This window comes from Kribbella sp. NPDC006257 (assembly GCF_040613535.1).
Classification (GTDB): Bacteria; Actinomycetota; Actinomycetes; order Propionibacteriales; family Kribbellaceae; genus Kribbella.
In genome coordinates this window covers 75,730-93,814 of sequence record NZ_JBEXSJ010000035.1, presented here as the reverse complement: position 1 = coordinate 93,814, position 18,085 = coordinate 75,730, and the positions used below count along the sequence as shown (strand labels likewise).

General features: G+C 68.2%; 17 protein-coding genes. 14 read left to right on the top strand and 3 right to left on the bottom strand.

Features of this window, described 5'->3' with window-relative positions:
* From ABZ004_RS32280 to ABZ004_RS32270, 3 genes are all read left to right on the top strand, one after another.
* Positions 1 to 706, top strand: a 706-nt coding sequence (locus tag ABZ004_RS32280) for a patatin-like phospholipase family protein (RefSeq protein ID WP_355684914.1), incomplete at its 5' end; no start/stop codon positions are given.
* Complete coding sequence (locus tag ABZ004_RS32275) at positions 703 to 2,166, top strand: NAD(P)/FAD-dependent oxidoreductase (RefSeq protein ID WP_355684913.1); 1,464 nt, start codon at positions 703 to 705, stop codon at positions 2,164 to 2,166. The genes ABZ004_RS32280 and ABZ004_RS32275, both read left to right, overlap by 4 nt.
* Positions 2,163 to 2,996 carry an SDR family oxidoreductase gene (locus ABZ004_RS32270; RefSeq protein ID WP_355684911.1) on the top strand — a complete coding sequence of 278 codons (834 nt, stop codon included), beginning with the start codon at positions 2,163 to 2,165 and terminating at the stop codon, positions 2,994 to 2,996. The genes ABZ004_RS32275 and ABZ004_RS32270 overlap by 4 nt, the downstream gene beginning before the upstream one ends.
* 217 nt (positions 2,997 to 3,213) lie before the next feature.
* On the opposite strand, the gene ABZ004_RS32265 is transcribed toward ABZ004_RS32270, so the two are convergent.
* Together ABZ004_RS32265 and ABZ004_RS32260 are read right to left on the bottom strand one after the other, a co-directional pair.
* Positions 3,214 to 3,399, bottom strand: coding sequence for a hypothetical protein (locus ABZ004_RS32265; RefSeq protein ID WP_355684909.1), 186 nt, complete (start codon positions 3,397 to 3,399; stop codon positions 3,214 to 3,216).
* Between the two features lie 196 nt (positions 3,400 to 3,595).
* Complete coding sequence (locus tag ABZ004_RS32260) at positions 3,596 to 4,567, bottom strand: NmrA/HSCARG family protein (RefSeq protein ID WP_355684907.1); 972 nt, start codon at positions 4,565 to 4,567, stop codon at positions 3,596 to 3,598.
* A gap of 89 nt (positions 4,568 to 4,656) precedes the next feature.
* Between ABZ004_RS32260 and ABZ004_RS32255 the strand changes: the two genes are divergently transcribed.
* The 8 genes from ABZ004_RS32255 to ABZ004_RS32220 all read left to right on the top strand — a co-directional run bounded on the left by ABZ004_RS32255 (position 4,657) and on the right by ABZ004_RS32220 (position 14,256).
* The gene (locus ABZ004_RS32255) at positions 4,657 to 5,154 is read left to right on the top strand and encodes a MarR family winged helix-turn-helix transcriptional regulator (protein WP_355684905.1); all 498 of its coding nucleotides are present in this window, start codon (positions 4,657 to 4,659) and stop codon (positions 5,152 to 5,154) included.
* A gap of 133 nt (positions 5,155 to 5,287) precedes the next feature.
* Positions 5,288 to 5,602 (top strand): hypothetical protein, encoded by a 315-nt coding sequence (locus ABZ004_RS32250; protein WP_355684904.1) that lies wholly within the window; start codon positions 5,288 to 5,290, stop codon positions 5,600 to 5,602.
* On the top strand, positions 5,599 to 6,525 hold the full coding sequence (locus ABZ004_RS32245; protein ID WP_355684902.1) for an FAD:protein FMN transferase: 927 nt from the start codon (positions 5,599 to 5,601) through the stop codon (positions 6,523 to 6,525). The genes ABZ004_RS32250 and ABZ004_RS32245 overlap by 4 nt, the downstream gene beginning before the upstream one ends.
* The gene (locus ABZ004_RS32240) at positions 6,525 to 7,097 is read left to right on the top strand and encodes a hypothetical protein (protein WP_355684901.1); all 573 of its coding nucleotides are present in this window, start codon (positions 6,525 to 6,527) and stop codon (positions 7,095 to 7,097) included. Before ABZ004_RS32245 ends, ABZ004_RS32240 begins: the two co-directional genes overlap by 1 nt.
* A complete protein-coding gene (locus ABZ004_RS32235; RefSeq protein WP_355684899.1) occupies positions 7,094 to 8,320 on the top strand; it encodes an NADH-ubiquinone oxidoreductase-F iron-sulfur binding region domain-containing protein in 1,227 nt (408 codons plus the stop codon). Before ABZ004_RS32240 ends, ABZ004_RS32235 begins: the two co-directional genes overlap by 4 nt.
* Positions 8,314 to 8,514 carry a ferredoxin gene (locus ABZ004_RS32230; protein ID WP_355684898.1) on the top strand — a complete coding sequence of 67 codons (201 nt, stop codon included), beginning with the start codon at positions 8,314 to 8,316 and terminating at the stop codon, positions 8,512 to 8,514. Before ABZ004_RS32235 ends, ABZ004_RS32230 begins: the two co-directional genes overlap by 7 nt.
* A 138-nt stretch (positions 8,515 to 8,652) precedes the next feature.
* Entirely contained in the window at positions 8,653 to 13,518 is a 4,866-nt protein-coding gene (locus tag ABZ004_RS32225) for an NAD-glutamate dehydrogenase (RefSeq protein WP_355684896.1), read from the top strand.
* 54 nt (positions 13,519 to 13,572) lie between these two features.
* The gene (locus ABZ004_RS32220) at positions 13,573 to 14,256 is read left to right on the top strand and encodes an IMP cyclohydrolase (protein ID WP_355684894.1); all 684 of its coding nucleotides are present in this window, start codon (positions 13,573 to 13,575) and stop codon (positions 14,254 to 14,256) included.
* Positions 14,257 to 14,334: 78 nt separating this feature from the next.
* Here ABZ004_RS32220 and ABZ004_RS32215 read toward each other — a convergent pair whose 3' ends face one another.
* Entirely contained in the window at positions 14,335 to 15,072 is a 738-nt protein-coding gene (locus tag ABZ004_RS32215) for a GntR family transcriptional regulator (protein WP_355684893.1), read from the bottom strand.
* 185 nt (positions 15,073 to 15,257) lie between these two features.
* On the opposite strand from ABZ004_RS32215, the gene ABZ004_RS32210 reads away from it, so the two are divergent.
* The 3 genes from ABZ004_RS32210 to iolC are packed head-to-tail and all read left to right on the top strand — an operon-like array spanning position 15,258 to position 18,078.
* Positions 15,258 to 16,259, top strand: coding sequence for a Gfo/Idh/MocA family oxidoreductase (locus tag ABZ004_RS32210; RefSeq protein ID WP_355684891.1), 1,002 nt, complete (start codon positions 15,258 to 15,260; stop codon positions 16,257 to 16,259).
* Positions 16,256 to 17,137, top strand: coding sequence for a sugar phosphate isomerase/epimerase (locus ABZ004_RS32205; protein ID WP_355684890.1), 882 nt, complete (start codon positions 16,256 to 16,258; stop codon positions 17,135 to 17,137). Before ABZ004_RS32210 ends, ABZ004_RS32205 begins: the two co-directional genes overlap by 4 nt.
* Positions 17,137 to 18,078 (top strand): 5-dehydro-2-deoxygluconokinase, encoded by a 942-nt coding sequence (gene iolC / locus ABZ004_RS32200; RefSeq protein WP_355684888.1) that lies wholly within the window; start codon positions 17,137 to 17,139, stop codon positions 18,076 to 18,078. The genes ABZ004_RS32205 and iolC overlap by 1 nt, the downstream gene beginning before the upstream one ends.
* Positions 18,079 to 18,085 lie beyond the last annotated feature (7 nt).

Sequence of the window (18,085 nt, the reverse complement as noted above, 5' to 3'; positions counted from 1 at the left end):
GCTGCCGCCGTGGCCGCGCCCGCGACCAACCTCGATGCGACTGGCCGCACGGGGCCTGGCGCGCGACACGGCGGCGCTGACCGCACTGGCCGGAGCTCTGCCGGCCGGGCGCGGCGACGCGTCCTGGCTTGCGCGACTGGCCGACCGGCTGGTGCCTGCGGGCGGCTGGGTCGAGCATCCGGCCACCTGGCTGGTGGCGGCGGATCTGAGCACCGGTGCACGGATCGCCTTCGGATCTCCGGGAGCGCCGCGGATCTCGCTCGGTGATGCTCTGCGGGCGTCCTGGGCCGTCCCCGGCTGGTTCCCGCCGGTGGTCACTGGCGGCCTTCGGCTGGCCGACGGCGGGATCGTCTCGACCGCCTCGGCCGACCTGTTGCTGCCGCGGCCGCCGCGAGAAGTCCTCGTGTTCGCCCCGATGGCATCGGCCCAGCCCGGCCGGCGAACCGGGCTCGGCCGCATCGAGCAGCAGTTGAGACGGGTCATGACCCGTGGCCTCGACGCCGAGGTGGACGCCCTGCGTGCCGCCGGCAGCCGTGTGATCAGGGTCGAGCCCGGTCCGGAAGACCTCGCCGCGATGGGTGCCTACCTGATGGACCGGCGCCGCCGGCGCCGCGTGCTCGACACCTCGCTGAGAACCAGTACCGCAACCCTGCGCCAGATCGTTGCTGCAAGCAACGATGGCACCGACGAAGGAGCCCTTGCATGACCGAGTACGACGTTGTGGTGATCGGGGCCGGCGTGTCCGGTATCGGCGCGGCCATCCGGCTCCGTCAGGCCGGCGTGACGAACTTCGCCGTCTTGGAGAAAGCGACCGAGCTCGGCGGCACGTGGCGCGACAACACCTACCCCGGCTGCGCGTGCGACGTACCGTCGGCGCTGTACTCGTACTCGTTCGCTCCCAACCCGGAGTGGACCCGCGCGTTCGCGGGGCAGGCAGAGATCCGCAGCTACCTGCACGACGTGGCCGAAAGGTTCGGCGTCGTTCCGCACCTGCAGTTAGGTGTCGAGGTCAAACGCGCGCAGTGGGACGGCAGCGTCTGGCGGCTCGACACCAGCGACGGCCCGTACCAGGCGCGGATCGTCGTGGCCGGGACCGGGCCCTGGCACGAGCCGCTGGTGCCCGACATCCCCGGCGGACCGGAGTTCGCGGGCGAGATGTTCCACTCCTCGCGCTGGAACCACGACTACGACCTGCGCGGCAAGCGCGTCGCGGTGATCGGCACCGGGGCATCAGCAGTACAGTTTCTCCCCAAGATCCAGCCACTCGTGTCGGAACTGCATCTGTTCCAGCGGACCGCGCAGTGGGTGCTGCCCAAGCCGGACCACTATGTCCCGCTCGTGGAGCGCTCGCTGATGCGCCGGGTGCCTGCGGCGCAGCGGGCGCTGCGGACGATCGAGTACGGCGCGATGGAGACGCTCGGTCTGGGCTTTCGTCACCCGTGGCTGCTGAAGCAGGTGCAACGCGTCGGCCGGTTGCACCTGCGGCGCGCGATCCAGGACCCGGAACTGCGGGCGGCGCTGACACCGGACTACACGCTGGGATGCAAACGGCTGCTGTTGTCGAACGACTACTACCCAGCACTCGCCCAACCCAACGTCACCGTCCACCCGGGCCTGCGCGCCATCGACGGCAACACCATGATGGGCGCCGACGGATCCACGGCCGAGGTGGATGCAGTCATTCTCGGCACCGGCTTCCACATCCAGGACATGCCGATCGCGCGCCACGTGTACGACCAGGCCGGGCACAACCTGGACGAGCACTGGAAAGGCAGCCCGCAGGCCTACCGCGGCACCACCGTGGCCGGGTTCCCGAACCTGTTCCTGCTGCTCGGACCCAGCCTCGGCACCGGCCACACCTCCGCGTTCATGATCCTCGAGGCCCAACTCGAGCACACGATCGCCGGCGTCCGTGCGGTACTCGACAACGGCTGGCACAGCATCGAGGTACGCCGCGACGTACAAGACGACTTCAACGCCGAAGTCCAACGCGCCCTGGCCGGCACGGTCTACGAGACCGGTGGCTGCGCGAGCTATTACCACGACGCGAACGGCCGGAACAGCTTCAGTTGGCCCTGGTCGTCGAGCCGGCTGCGCCGCGAAGTCGGCTCCTTCGACCCAACGGCGTACGACGTGACACCAGCACCGGCGCAGCTGGACGCATGATGCGCCGCAGGATCGACCTGGAACAGGCCGTCGTCGTGGTGACTGGCGGCGGCCGCGGCATCGGACTCGCGACCGCCCGAGCCTTCGCCGGACACGGCGCCACCGTGTGCATCGGCGACCTGGACAAGGACACCGCCACCGTGGCCGCGACCGAACTCGGTTGCATCGGCTCCAAACTCGACGTGACCGACCGAGCGTCCTACCAAGGCTTCGTCAACGAAGTGTTGCAGCGGTTCGGGCGGATCGACGTCCTCGTCAACAACGCAGGAATCATGCCGCTCGGATCGTTCCTGGACGAGCCGGACTCAATCAGCCGCGCCACCCTGGACGTGAACATCTGGGGCCTCATCCACGGCATGCGGCTGGTACTGCCCGACATGGTCGCCCGCGGCAGCGGACATGTCGTCAACGTTGCCTCGATGGCCGGCCGGATCCCCTTCCCCGGCATGGCCGTCTACAACGCCAGCAAATTCGCCGCCGTCGGACTGACCATGTCAGTCCGGCGCGAGCTACGAAGCACCGGCGTGACAGTCAGCGCCGTGCTGCCCAGCGCCGTACGCACCGAACTCGCCTCCGGCGTCCAACTCGGCGGGACACTACCGACGGTCAACCCAGAAGACGTCGCAGCGGCCGTGATCCGGACCTGCCACACCCAGAAGGCCGCCACCGTGGTGCCAGGATGGCTAGCGGGCTGGGACCTGCTGGCAGCAGTGGTACCCGAACCCCTGCTGGCTCTCGGGTTGCGGCTGGCTGGCGACGACCGCGGCGTTCACACCGATGCGGCCGCCCGTGCCGCCTACGAGCGCCGAGTCGCCCGCCAGGCCCGTTGAAGGGCTCGAAAAAGGTAGCCGAAGCACACCGCGACCTCGAGTCCCGCCACCAACCCGGGAAATACGTCATCGTCCTACCGACAACCTGAGGCCCGTCCATCAGATGCGCCACCACTGCGCGGCGCCTAGAGGCCCGGTGACTGGGCGGGTGGCGCGGCATCAGTCGTGATCGTCTGTGACTGAGACGTGACCGAGTGGCGATCGTCGCCCTGGGCAACTAGTGCCGGCGCCGAGAGCCGCACACACTGGCTGTGTGGGCGAACTGGCGCCCTATCTTCTCGGGCCAGCCGGATTGGAGCTTGCCCATGCGGTGGAGCTTCAGCGATTCCTCCAGCGCGGCCACCTCGCCGAGCCAGGCCCTGTCCTTGGCTTCGGTGAGGCGGGCTTCGGCGTTGCTGGTCATCTCCTCGATCCGTGGCGAGGGCTGGGTGTCCTGGCTGTAGGTGTCCGGCGGCGGTTTCTGGCTGGTTCCTGCTCCGTCTCTGCTCCGTGGGAGGCCGCTGAAGGGTGGCTGATGATGCGAAGCAATGAGCAGGATTGGCGGGTTGGTTGGCGGCTCGGATTGATGGAGCCGAGCCGCCGGGGTGAGCTGAAATGTGTCAGTTGGTGACTGCTTTGACCTTGTCTTTGTGCTCAGAGAGCCAGTCGCTGAAGGACTGGAGCTGGGGGTTGAGTTCGCGGACCAGGTTGAGGTCGCGGTCGCCGGTGAAGCGTTCCGAGTCTTCGGCGTAGTACTGGAACATGTTGGCGAACTCGACGGCCATCGGGAAGCCGAGGGCGCGGAACTCGTCCCAGGTGTAGGGCTGGTAGGTGACCTCTTCGCCGAGGGCGTCGGTCAGGGCGGCCGCGTACTCCTTGCCGGTCAGGTGGTCGCCGGCGATGCTCACGGTCTGGCCGATGAACTCGTCGCCGCGCTTGAAGACGCCGAGGGCGGTGCGGCCGATGTCGGCGGCGGCGATGCCGGACAGCGGCTGGTCGCCCATCGGCAGCGTGAGGATCAGCTTGCCGCTGCCGTCGCGGGCCGGTCCCATGCCCTGCAGCATCGCTTCGAAATAGAACGTGGTCTGCAGGAACGTGGTCGGTACGCCGTACTTCGTGAACAGCTCGTTCGCCTCGCCCTTGGCGTCGAAGTGCGGCACCTTGTAGTTGCCGTCGACGTCCGGCACCCGGTCGGTCTCGCCGAAGTGCTTGCGGGTGTCCTCCAGCGTCGACCAGATCACGTGCGCCACGCCGGCCTCCTTCGCCGCCCGGGCCGCGTTCTCCGCCTGGTCGAACTCCATCTGCCCACGGGTCCGCTCAGCCTCCTCGGCCGGCGTCCGCTCGACCCAGTAGTTCGTCACGACGTACGCGCCGTGCACTCCCTCGAACGCCTTCCGCAGGCCGGCCTCGTCGTCGAGATCGGCCTCGACCACCTCGGCGCCGGCCGCGGCCAGCTTCTGCGCGCCGGCCGACTGCGCGTTCCGGGTCAGCGCCCGTACGCCGAATGTCCCGTCGTCCAGGATCGCCTGGACCAGCCCGCCACCCTGCGAACCGGTGGCTCCGACTACGGCGATGAGCTTCTTGTCAGTCATCCGAATCTCCTGCTCGAAAATGTTGGTTGATGTGTCAACTCACTTCGAGCATAGCGCTCTGAGTTGATGTGTCAACCTCGTCCGCTACGATGGGTGCTGTGGCAGACGAACCGTGGCTCACCGACGAGGAGCAGAAGTCCTGGCGCAGCTATCTGCTGATGCGCCGGACGCTCGAGTCGCACCTGGAGCGGCACCTGCAGCGGGAGTTCGGGCTGTCCGGGTCCGACTTCGAGATCCTGGTCAACCTGTCCGAGTCCGAGACCGGCCGGATGCGCGCGTTCGAGCTGGGCGAGGCGACCCAGTGGGAGAAGAGCCGGATGTCGCACCACCTGAGCCGGATGGAGAAGCGCGGCCTGATCCGCAAGGAGGCGTGCGACGCGCGCTACCCGGAGATCGCGCTGACCGAGCAGGGCCGGGCCGCGATCGAGGCCTGCGCGCCGGCGCATGTCGGGCGGGTCCGCGAGTTGTTCGTCGATGTCTTCGGTCCCGACCGGATGGCGATGCTCGGAGCCGCCTCGGACGACGTGATCGCCGCCATCGGCAAGCACCAGCACACCAACTGCCCACCCGACGTGAGCGGTTGCTAACCCCACGTCCCGCGCCTTTTGCCTTTCCGTCAGCTGTAGCTGAGAGCTTCTTTCGGTAATTCTCAGGACAACTTGATGGTGGCTTGATGTTCTCTTGGCGTGCGGCTGAGGCCATCGCGGCGAGGCTTCAGGCATGGTCACCCAAGATGCCTTCGAACCCCATCTCCAGAGAGCCCGCTGGTTACGCCGGGCCGGTGCTGCGGCCTTCGCAACCGCCGTCGTCGGTATCGGCGGCACCGGCCTAGTCGTCGCTGTAGTAGCGGCCAAGCAACCAGCCGCCGGTACTACGGCCAGCACCGACTCCGGCAGCTCCGGCTCAAGCAGCGACGGCTCGGGCGACACCGGTAGCAGCAGCTCTGGCGGCTCGAGCAGTGACAACAACAGCAGCAGTGGACTCGGCACTACCCAGCAGGACGCTCCCACCCAAGGCGGGAGCCACGGCTCATGAGCACCCGCGAGCGGTTGAGTGTCTCGCGAACCTGGTCTGCCTGGAGTTGCACAGTGCGACTGACGGTCGACGACCCCGCAGTACTAGGCGCAGCGTGTGGGGCGCTCAAGGCGTTGATGGACCGCGTCGACAAGGCCGCCAGTAGGTTCCGCCCCGACTCGGAGCTCGCCGCGGTCAACAGGCGAGCCGGCTCCATGGTGCCGGTCTCGCGCCTGCTGGTCGACCTCGTAGACGTCAGCCTCGTCGCCGCATCCATCAGTGGCGGCGCAGTTGACCCCACTGTCGGCGCAGCAGTAGTTGCCGCCGGCTACGACCAGGACATCGCCGCAGTACGCAACCGCCTTCCACACACTGCGGCCAGTCCAGTCCCTGCCGCTGGCTGGCAGAACGTCCAGCTCAACCGCAAGCTGGCGCTAGTTGGCATCCCCAAAGGCACCATGCTCGACCTAGGAGCCACTGCAAAAGCCTGGACCGCAGACAGAGCCGCTCTTGTCCTCAGCAAGCGCCACGGATGCGCAGTACTAGTAGAGATCGGCGGCGACCTCAGAGCAGCCGGTACTCCGGCAGAGCCGTGGGTGATCGGAGTTGCCGAGCGAGAAGGCGACCCCGTCGCCAAGGTGACCCTGTCACACGGCGGACTCACCACATCAACCCGTACTGCGCGCAGGTGGGCCACGCACCAGGGCGAAGCGCACCACGTCATCGACCCGCGTACTGGTGCGCCGGCCGATGGTCCCTGGCGCACTGCCTCGGTCTGGGCGCCAACCGCAGTACGGGCGAACACCTTCAGTACTGCGCTCGTCGCGACCGGTGAAGCAGCGCTCGGGCGACTGACACTGGCAGGGCACCCTGCGCGGCTGGTCGCGGACGACGGCGAGATCACTGAGCTGGCCGGTTGGCCCGCTGCGAGCAGGGCGGCCTGATGACGCTGTGGTACCTCGCCCGGGCAGCCGGGGTGATGGCAATGGTCCTGTTCACTGTCGCTGCCTCCATCGGCGCACTCGGTGCGGGCAGTCGCAAACCAGAGCGGCGGTTCTGGCTCCAGTACGTTCACCGCTCAGCCGCAGTCACGGGCCTGGTTCTCCTTGCGGCACACGTAGCCGCAGTGATCGCTGACGCCTTTGTGGACATCAGTCTCTCTGTCCTGGTCTGGCCATTCGGTTCCGGCTATCGGCCATTCGCAGTGACCCTGGGCGTGCTCGCCATGTACGGCCTGGCGCTCGCCGCACTCGTCGGAGCTGCCAGGGGACGGCTAGCCAGATCGCAGGCATTCACCAAGCGCTGGCGTTCCATTCACATCGCCGCATCCGTCGGCTGGCTCCTGTCGGTCGGCCACGGCTTGTTGGCGGGCACTGATCGCAGTACGCCGTGGATGCTCGCCATCACCATCAGCTGCCTGGCCGCAGTCGCCGGCTCCGTCGCGGTACGAGCACGCAGCCACGCAGTACAGGCCCGTACGCCGCTCAGCCTCGCCAGAGCAGGGAGATTCCAATGACACTCGTGCAGGAGACCGCACCGCTGCTCCGGTCCATCGGGCAGCCGCGACTGCTCGCCGGACTCAAAGAGGGCCGCGCTGACCTTCAACATCACCTCTGGACCCATGGGGCGCAACCAGAGCTCACCAGGGCGGCGTACGCAGAGCTAGCCGAAGCTGTCGGGCTCAGGGGTCGCGGTGGTGCAGGCTTCCCGGTAGCACTCAAGCTGGCCGATCTCCCGGCCAAGGGCATCGAGGCGGTCGTCGTCAACGGCTCCGAGAGTGAGCCGCTGAGCCGCAAGGACCGCCTGCTCCTCACCCTCGCGCCACACCTGGTACTAGATGGCGCGACAGGGCTAGCTAGAGCACTGGCCGCCAAGGAAGTCCTGATAGCAGTCCACGATGCAGCAGCAGCCGTGTCGATCCGGGCAGCGATCCGGGAGCGTCAGGACCCGGTAGAGATCCAGGTGAGCGACAGTCCCGGGCGGTTCGTTGCCGGTGAGGCGCGGGCCGTGCTGAGCATCCTGGAAGGCGGCCCGGCCGTTCCGCCTGGGCGCAGGGTGCTGCCGACGAGGAAGGGCTACCACCAGCGCCCGACCTTCCTCTCGAACGTGGAGACCTTCGCCCAGCTCGCAGTGCTCGCTCGGCTCGGCTCCCGTGAGTTCAGCAGCACCGGCCTGATCAACGAGCCCGGCACGCAACTCCTCACCGTCGCTGGCGCAGTGCAGCGACCCGGGGTCATCGAGACGCCGACCGGAGTCCCGCTGGAGACCGTGCTCCAGTACGCCGGGGCGCCCGTCGCCGGGCCGGTCCTGATCGGCGGGTACCACGGCCAATGGCTGCCCAGGTCGGACGGGATCCGGATGAGTCGCCCGGAGGTCCCCGTCGGCGCCGGGATCGTGGTGGCACTCGGCTCCGGCACCTGCCCGCTAGGTGAGGTCTACCGGGTCGCACAGTGGCTGGCTAGTCAATCGGCCGGACAGTGCGGGCCGTGCGTGTTCGGGCTGGCTGCACTCGTCGACGACTTCGGCCGGCTGCTCAATGGGGATCCAGCCGGCTGGCACGACGCCCAGCGGCACCTTGGCCTGGTGCCGGGCAGAGGCGCTTGCGCTCACCCCGACGGCTCGGCCCGGTTCCTGGCGTCGGCGCTCGATGTCTTCGGTGAGGACGTCCGCAATCACCTGGCCGGCGGCTGCGACCGCGCCGTACTGGGTGTCCTGCCCGTCCCCGGAGGTACATGGTGAAGAAGCTGGAGATCGACTGGACCCGCTGCGACGGCCACGGCCTCTGCGCAACCCTCCTACCCGATGAGGTGACGCTCGACGAGTGGGGTTTCCCAGTACTGAACGGTAGTCCCGTCACCGCTGGTGAACTGACGAACGCACGCCGCGCAGTACTGGCTTGCCCGGCCCTTGCGCTCCGCTTGAACGAGGTGTGAAAAGTGATCTGTCAGGCATCGGAAAGGAGCGTCCCGGGATCACACCAGTGACAGAAGTGGACTAATCTCTGAGGGGGGCGCACAAGGGCGTGCGACCCGACGCTTGGAAGCGTCGACGCCACGTGGAGACGGTGGGGAATGCAGAGCAAGCTGGACGTCCAGAAGGCGGATGTTCTCGCCAAGGCAGTGTTCGCTGGAACGCACGGCAAGGACCAGTCGGTCGATGCCGGGAAGCTCCGGGGCTTCCTCGAGCGGTACTACCGCTACGTTGCGGCCGAAGACGTCGCCGAGCGGCAGCCGACGGACTGTCTGGGCGCTGCCCGGCACCACTACAAGTCCGCCTCGGTCCGCCCGCAGGGCACGGCCAAGGTGCACGTCTTCACGCCCACGGTGGAGGAGCACGGCTGGTCCGCCGACGGCCGGACGGTGGTCGAGATCGTGGTCGACGACATGCCCTTCCTGGTCGACAGCGCGTCGATGGTGATCACCGAGCACGGCCTGGAGCTGCAGCTGCTGGTGCACCCGCAGTTCGTGGTCCGGCGGGACATCACCGGCACCCTGCAGGAGGTGCTCGGCGACGACGCTTCGCCGGACGAGCACGACCTGGTGCGGGAGAGCTGGATGCACCTGGAGGTCGAGCGGATCGCCGACCCGGCCGAGCACCGCGAGCTGGAGAAGGCCCTGCAACTGGTCCTGAACGACGTTCGCGAGGCCGTCGAGGACTGGCCGAAGATGCACGAGAAGGCGGTCAGCATCGCCGCCGACCTGGACGCCTCGAAGTTGCCGGTGAGCGCAGCGGAGGTCGAGGACGCCCGGGAGCTGCTGGCCTGGCTCGCCGACGAGCACTTCACCTTCCTCGGCTACCGCGAGTACGCCTTCTCGATGCGCGGTGAGCAGGGCGTCCTGCGTGGCGTCCCGGGCACCGGCCTGGGCATCCTGCGCAAGGACCCGAACCAGGACGAGAACGCCGGTCTGCTGCCGCCCGAGGTGAGCGCCAAGGCCCGCGAGAAGAAGCTGCTGATCCTCACCAAGGCGAATTCGCGCTCCACCGTGCACCGTTCGTCGTACCTGGACTACGTCGGCATCAAGCAGTTCGACGAGAACGGTGAGCCGGTCGCGGAGCGGCGGTTCATCGGCCTGCTCTCGTCCACCGCCTACACCGAGAGCGTCATGCAGGTGCCGGTACTACGGCGCAAGGCGATCGAGCTGTTCAAGCAGACCGGCTTCGACCCGAACAGCCACAGCGGCAAGGGCCTGCTGGACGTGCTGGAGACCTACCCGCGCGACGAGCTGCTCCAGGCGCCGGTCGAGGACCTGCTGCCGATCGTGCAGTCCGTGCTGCACCTGCAGGAGCGCCGCGCGGTCAAGCTGTTCGTACGCCGTGACGTGTACAACCGCTATCTGTCCTGCCTCGTCTACCTGCCGCGTGATCGCTACACGACCGCGGTCAGGCTCAAGATGCAGCAGATCCTGGCAGAGGCGATCGGTGCCGAGTCGGTCGACTACGCGGCCTACGTGACCGAGTCGGTGCTCGCCCGCGTGCACTTCGTCGTACGGATGAAGCAGGGCGAGACCGTCGGGGAGTACGACGCCGACCTGCTCGAGCAGAAGGTCATCGAGGCGACCAGGGCCTGGCAGGACGACTTCACCGTCGCGCTGCACGCCGAGGGCGGCGACGGTGCCGTCACCAAGCTGAGCAGCCAGTACGCCGGTGCGTTCCCGGAGGCGTACAAGGAGGACTTCGACGCCAGGGTCGCCGTCAAGGACGCGATGATCCTCGACAAGCTGCCGGCCGAGGACGGCCTGGCGATGTCGCTCTACAGCCCGATCGACGAGGAGTGGGAGGGCGAGCGCCGCTTCAAGGTCTACCGGACCGGTACTGCGCTGTCGCTGTCGCAGGTGCTCCCGCACCTGACCCACATGGGCGTGGAGGTGATCGACGAGCGGCCGTACGAGATCCGGCGACCCGGCGGTACGGCGTACATCTACGACTTCGGTCTGCGCGCACCCCGTGACGTCGCGGAACGCGAGGAGAACCGGACGCTCTTCTCGGACACCTTCCAGGCCGTCTGGTCCGGCCGGGCCGAGTCCGACAAGCTGAACGCCCTGGTACTCCGTGGCAGCCTCAGCTGGCGGCAAGTGTCGATCCTGCGCGCCTACCAGAAGTACATCCGGCAGGGCGGTACGCCGTTCAGCCAGGACTACATCGAGAACACCTTCCTGCACCATGTGGACGTGGCGGGCCTGCTGGTCCGGCTGTTCGAGACCAGCTTCGACCCGGCGCTCGGTGCGGCCGACGACCCGAACCGGGAGAGCGCGGTCGAGCAGCTCCAGAAGGAGATCGTCGCCGCGCTCGACACTGTGCAGAGCCTGGACGAGGACCGGATCCTGCGGTCCTACCTGACCGTGATGAAGGCGACCCTGCGGACCAACTACTTCCAGCCGGGACCGGACGGGAAGCCGCGGGACTACATCTCCTTCAAGCTGGAGCCGAAGGCCATCCCGGAGCTGCCGCAGCCACGTCCGGCGTACGAGATCTTCGTGTACTCACCGCGGGTCGAAGGTGTGCACCTGCGGTTCGGTGCGGTCGCCCGCGGCGGGTTGCGCTGGTCGGACCGGCGGGAGGACTTCCGGACCGAGGTGCTCGGCCTGGTCAAGGCGCAGATGGTGAAGAACTCGGTGATCGTCCCGGTCGGCGCGAAGGGTGGCTTCTACGCCAAGCAGCTGCCCGACCCATCGGTGGACCGCGACGCCTGGCTGGCCGAGGGCATCGCGTCGTACAAGACCTTCATCTCGGGGCTGCTGGACATCACCGACAACATCGTGTCGGGTGCCGTCGTGCCGCCTCGCGAGGTCGTGCGGTACGACAGCGACGACGCGTATCTGGTGGTCGCGGCCGACAAGGGCACGGCGACCTTCTCCGACATCGCGAACGGGGTGGCGAAGGAGTACGGCTTCTGGCTCGGCGACGCGTTCGCCTCGGGCGGGTCGGTCGGCTACGACCACAAGGCGATGGGCATCACCGCCCGCGGCGCGTGGGAATCGGTCAAGCGGCACTTCCGCGAGATGGGCCACGACTGCCAGAACACCGACTTCACCGTGGTCGGCGTCGGCGACATGTCCGGTGACGTGTTCGGCAACGGGATGCTGCTGTCGGAGCACATCCGGCTGGTCGCGGCGTTCGACCACCGGCACATCTTCCTCGACCCGAACCCGGACGCCGCGACCTCGTTCGTGGAGCGCAAGCGACTGTTCGAGCTGCCGCGCTCGTCCTGGGCGGACTACGACAGCGCGCTGATCTCGGCCGGCGGCGGGATCTACCCGCGCACCGACAAGGCGATCCCGATCTCGGCCGAGGTCCGCGAGGTGCTCGGACTGGAGGGTACGCCGGCGACGCTGACGCCGGCCGAGCTGATGCAGGCGATCGTCAAGGCGCCGGTCGACCTGTTCTGGAACGGCGGTATCGGGACGTATGTGAAGGCCAGCACGGAGACGCACGCCGACGTCGGCGACAAGGCCAACGACGCGATCCGGATCAACGGCGCGGACCTGCGGGCCCGGGCGGTCGGCGAGGGCGGGAACCTCGGGTTCACCCAGCTGGGCCGGATCGAGTACGCCGCCAAGGGCGGCCGGATCAACACCGACTTCATCGACAACGTGGCCGGCGTGGACACGTCCGACCACGAGGTGAACATCAAGATCCTGCTCGACAAGGTGGTCGCCGACGGCGATCTGACCGAGAAGCAGCGCAACGACGTGATCGCCTCGATGACCGGCGAGGTCGCCGAGCTGGTGCTCAAGTCGAACTACCGGCAGAACATCGGGCTCGCCAACGCGACTGCGCAGGCTGCGGCCTTGCTGCACGTCCACGCCGACTGGGTCCGGCGGCTGGAGAAGCAGGGTCTGCTGGACCGGGAGCTGGAGTTCCTGCCGAGCGTCGCGGAGTTCAAGCGGCGCAAAGCGGACGGGCGTGGGCTGACCCCACCGGAGCTGTCGGTGCTGATCGCCTACACCAAGATCGTGCTCGAAGCGGAGCTGCTCAAAACGACGCTCCCCGACGACGCGTATCTGGAGTCCAAGCTCGCGTCGTACTTCCCGAAGGCGATCCAGGAACGCTTCGCCGAGCCGATGAAGTCGCACCAGCTGCGTCGCGAGATCATCACCACCCAGGTCGTCAACGAGTTCATCAACTCGTCCGGCATCACGGCGTACCACCGGCTCTCGCTGGAGACCGGCGGGTCGATCGAGGACGTCGTACGGGCCAACCTGGCCGCGTCGCGGATCTTCGGGCAGCCGGACCTGCTGGCCCGCAACGCCGATCTGGACAACGTGGTCCACGCCGACGTGCAGACCGCGATGCGGCTGGAGACCCGGACGCTGGTCGAGCGTGCGACCCGCTGGCTGGTCTCGAACCGGCGACCCCCGGTCGACATCGCCGACCTGGTCGACTTCTTCTCACCGGGTATCGCCAAGCTCAGTGCCGCACTTCCCGACGTACTACGGGGGCGCGAGCTGGCTCTGTTCGAGCACCGGCGCCAGGCGCTGATCGACGACGGGGTCGCGGAGGATTTCGCCACCCGGATCGCGGTGCTGCCGCCGGCGTACGCGGGGCTCGGCATCGTCGAGACGGCCGAGGCGGACGACCTGGACCTGCTCGAGGTCGCCAAGGTGCACTTCGCGCTCGGTGAGCGGCTGCAGCTCGGCCGCTTCCTCGAGCGCATCGTCGGGCTGCCGCGGACCGACCGTTGGCAGACGATGGCGCGCGCGGCGCTGCGCGACGATCTGCACGCCGTGCATGCCCGGCTGACCCGCCAGGTGCTGAGCCTGACCGACGCGGCGGCGGATCCGGAGGACCGGGTCGCGGCGTGGCAGGACATGAACGCGACCGCGCTGTCGCGGGCCGCCACGATGATGGACGAGATCGTCGAGACCGAGGGGCCCGAGCTGGCCCACCTGTCGGTCGGCCTACGGCTGGTCCGCACCCTGCTGGGCAGTCACGCCTGACTGGTTGCTGCCTCGCGTCGATGGTTTGTCGGCGCGAGGCATTAGGCTCGGCGCGTGGCGACCCTCGTGGATGTGGTGGGGAAATGTGAGTATCCGGGTCGTGGACTGGCGATCGGGCGGGACAGCGACGGGCTGCCGTTCGCGGCGTACTGGCTGACCGGGCGCTCACCTGCCTCCCAGCAGCGCGAACTCGTGGTCTCCGCGGAGGAGATCGTCGTCCAGGAGCTCGGTGGCGGCGGCGCTGACGAGTTGCGGCACTACACGGCCGCGATCCGCACCGAGGACTGGTTCATCGTCGGGAACGGCACCCACGTCAGTGAGCTCGCGGGCACCCACGCCGACTGCGTGGACCTGCAGGTGGCGCTGCGCAACATCGACTACGAGCCGGACCCACCGATCCGTACGCCGCGGATCTTCGCCGGCGCCGTCGTCGAAGGTCCCGAGTTGCTGGATGTCGTGGTCGGATCCGCCCGCTCGTACTCCGCGGACCAGGTGCAGCACCCGTCGCTCTTCCTGCGCCGCTCGGAAGAAGCCACCGCCGGCGTCGTCACCACGTACTCCGGAACCGCCGCGCAGGTCACCACCGACGGCTACCCGTCGGTCGTCTCGGTGAAGGTCGAGTGGGAGTCCCTCCCCGACCTCCTCTGGTCCCGCCTCGACCCGTCACTCCGGGTCGCCCTCGTCGTCATCCCGCTGCTCACCGACTCCTTCGAAGGCTCGATCCTCCGCGCCCGGTGAGCTTGAAGGTCGAGCCTCCGCGCCCGCTGAGCTTGAAGGTCGATCCTTCCGCGCCCGCCGACTGTGTGAGACGGCAGTTCAGCGGTCGGAGACGACCACTTCGACGGAGTACTGGTCGGCGCGGTAGCAGTGGTCGCCGAATTCGACCGGGGTCCCGTCCGCGTCGTACGCGCTGCGGGTCATCGTGACCAGGGGTTCGGCCTTGGTGAGGTGCAGGGTGCGGCGTTCCTCGGCGGTGGCGTTGCGGGCGCCGATGCGCTGCCGGGCGACGCTGGGGCGGATGCCGCGCGCCCGGAGCAGGGCGTAGAGCCCCTCCTTCTGGAGCGCCTCGGCAGTCAGGTCGTTCATTGCTGGTGGCAACCAGTTGCGCATGATCGCGAGCGGGACGTCACCGGCGTACCGGAGGCGGACGATCGCGACCACCGGCGTACTGGGGGGCAGTCCGAGCGCTTCGGCGGCGCGGGCGTCCTGGGCGTCGCACTGCAGCGAGAGTACGTCGGTGTGCGGTGTGCGGCCTTCGCGCTCGAGGTCGTCGTACAGGCTGGTCAGTTCGGCCTTGCGATGCACCATCTGGTTGGCGACGGTGGTGCCGATGCCGCGGCGGCGTACCAGCAGGCCTTTGTTCACCAGCTCGGAGATCGCCCGGCGGACCGTCGGCCTGGACAGGCTGAGCCGGTCCGACATCGCCTGCTCGTTCTCGAACGGGTCGCCCGGGCGCAGGGTGCCGTCGCTGATCGCGGCGATCAGCTGCTCGGCGAGCTGGTGATAGAGCGGCACCGGGCTCGCCCGATCGATCTGGATCGGGAGGGCGGCCATGGCCGGGATGTTACCTGAAGCACCTTTGTATGTCTCGACATGAAAATGTGCTTACAAACTATTGACAGTCCTCAGCGGGAGGACAAAGCTGGCGGCGGCCCGTTGGATGAATAGAGCTGACGGGGGCGTGCTGCGGGTTGTGGGCGCTGTCGGGCGAGGTTGTTCGGACTCAGGGAGGGCTCAGGATGCGGATCGGATTGGCCGGCGCGGGGCGGATCGGGGCGTTCCACGCCGCGACCCTGAAGGGGCTGGCGGCGGTGGATCAGGTGGTGGTCACCGATGTCGATGCGAGCCGGGCGGAAGTGGTCGCCAAGGAGCTCGGTCTGGAGTTCGCGCCCGACGTGGACCAGCTGCTGCGCAGCGACCTCGACGGCTTCGTGATCGCGGCGGCGACCTCGGCGCACGCCGACCTGATCGCGAAGGCGGTCGCGGCCGGGATCCCGACCTTCTGCGAGAAGCCGGTCGCGCTCGACCTGGCCGAGACCCAGCAGGTGGTCGCGCTGGTCGAAGCTTCCGGCGTACCGGTACATCTGGGTTTCCAGCGGCGGTTCGATCGCGGGTACCAGTTCGCGGCCGAGCAGGTCCGGTCCGGTGCGCTCGGGTTCGTCCACCACCTGCGGGCGAACACCAACGACGCGTTCCCGCCGCCGCAGGAGTACATCCCGACCAGCGGTGGATTTTTCCGCGATTGCCTGGTGCACGACTTCGACATCATCCGGTTCGTCACCGGGCGCGAGGTGGTCAGCGTTTTCGCGACCGGCGCGAACCGGGGCGAGGCATTCTTCGGCGAGTACGGCGACATTGATGCCGCCGCCGCCCTGCTCACTCTCGACGACGGCACCTTCGCGGCCGTCAGCGGGACCAGGTACAACGCGGCCGGCCACGACGTGCGGATGGAGGTGCTCGGTTCGCTCGGCTCGGTCGCGGTCGGCCTCGACGAGCACACCGCGCTGAAGTCCGCAGAGGCCGGCGTCACCTTTCCCGGTGGCGAACCGCACGCCACGTTCATGGACCGCTTCCGGCCGGCGTACATCGCTGAACTGGCCGCCTTCACCGAGGTCGTCGCCGGCACCCGCGAGGTCCCTTGCACCGTCCGCGACGCCCTACAAGCCTTCCGTACGGCTAACGCCTGCGAACTGTCCCGACGCGAAAACCGCGTCGTTCTCCTGGAGGAAATCGGCGCATGACCGCACTTACTGACCGGATTGCTGGAGCCCCGATCTCGTGGGGTGTCTGCGAAGTACCGGGGTGGGGTTACCAGTACGACTCGGAGACTGTGTTGGCGCAGATGCGGGAGGTGGGGATCGCGGCGACCGAGTTCGGGCCGGACGGGTTCCTGCCGGACGATCCGGCGGAGAAGGCGAAGACGCTGGCCGACTCGGGACTGCGTGCGGTCGGCGGATTCGTTCCCGTCGTACTGCATGATCCTGCGCACGACCCGGCGCCGGAGATCGCGGCCGCGTTGGAGGGATTTGTCGCGTCGGGGGCGAGCACGTTGGTGCTGGCCGCCGCGACCGGGCAGGAGGGGTACGACGACCGCCCGGTGCTGGACGACGATGGCTGGTCCGTTCTGCTCGCCAACCTCGATCGGCTGGCCGGAATCGCTGCAGCAGCAGGGATCCGGGCGACGATTCACCCGCACGTCGGCACCATGGTGGAGAACGCGGACGACGTACGCCGGGTGCTCGGCGGCTCCTCGATCGGTCTGACGCTCGACACCGGGCACCTGCTGATCGGTGGTGTCGACCCGGTCGCGCTCGCGCTGGAGCACACCGGCCGGATCCGGCACACGCATCTGAAGGATGTGGACGCCGCATGGGCCGCGAAGGTGCAGAGCGGCGAGGTCAGCTACACCGACGCCGTCCGGCAGGGGATGTACCGGCCGCTCGGGCAGGGCGACATTGACCTGGCCACGATCGTCGGCGCGCTGGAGAACGCCGGGTACGACGGGTGGTACGTGCTCGAGCAGGACACGATCCTGCCGTCACGGCCTTCGGATGAAGGTCCGGTGGTCGACGTACGGGCGAGTATCGAGCATCTGCGACGTATCGCCGAGGCGGTCTGATGGTTGACGACGTACTCACGATCGGGCGGATCGGGGTCGACCTGTATCCGTTGCAGACCGGCACGCACCTGGAGGACGTCGAGAGCTTCGGCAAGTTCCTCGGTGGCAGTGCCACGAATGTCGCTGTCGCTGCTGCTCGGCACGGGCGTAAGTCGGCGGTGATCTCGCGGACGGGGAACGATCCGTTCGGGAAGTTCATCCATCGCACGCTGCTGGAACTGGGCGTCGACGACCGGTTCGTCACCGGGGTGGACGGGTTGCCGACGCCGATCACGTTCTGCGAGATCTTCCCGCCGGACGACTTTCCCTTGTATTTCTACCGGTTCCCGAAGGCGCCGGATCTGGTGATCAATCCGTCCGAGCTGGACCTGCAGGCGATTCGCGATGCGCGGATCTACTGGTCGACGGTGACCGGATTGTCGGCCGAACCGAGCCGGTCGGCGCACTTCGCCGCTTGGGAGGCGCGCTCGCGGAAGGCGATCACGGTGCTGGACCTCGACTACCGGCCGATGTTCTGGGCGGATCCGTCCGAGGCGCACGAACAGGTCAGCCGGGCGCTGGCGCACTGCACCGTTGCCGTCGGCAACCGTGAGGAGTGCGAGGTGGCGGTCGGCGAGACGGATCCCGACAAGGCCGCGCAGGCGTTGCTGGATCGCGGACTCGACCTGGCGGTCGTGAAGCAGGGTCCGAAAGGCACGCTGGCCCGCACGCGCGACGAGCGGGTGGAGGTGCCGCCCTTCCCGGTCGAGGTGGTCAACGGTCTGGGTGCAGGCGACGGCTTCGGCGGTGCCCTCTGCCACGGCCTACTGGCCGGCTGGTCCCTAGAAAAGGTGATCCGCTTCGCCAACATCGCCGGCGCCATCGTCGCATCGCGGTTGGAGTGCTCTACCGCCATGCCGTCCGAATCCGAGGTCCTCGCCCTGATGGGTGATGGCGCGTGAACGGCGA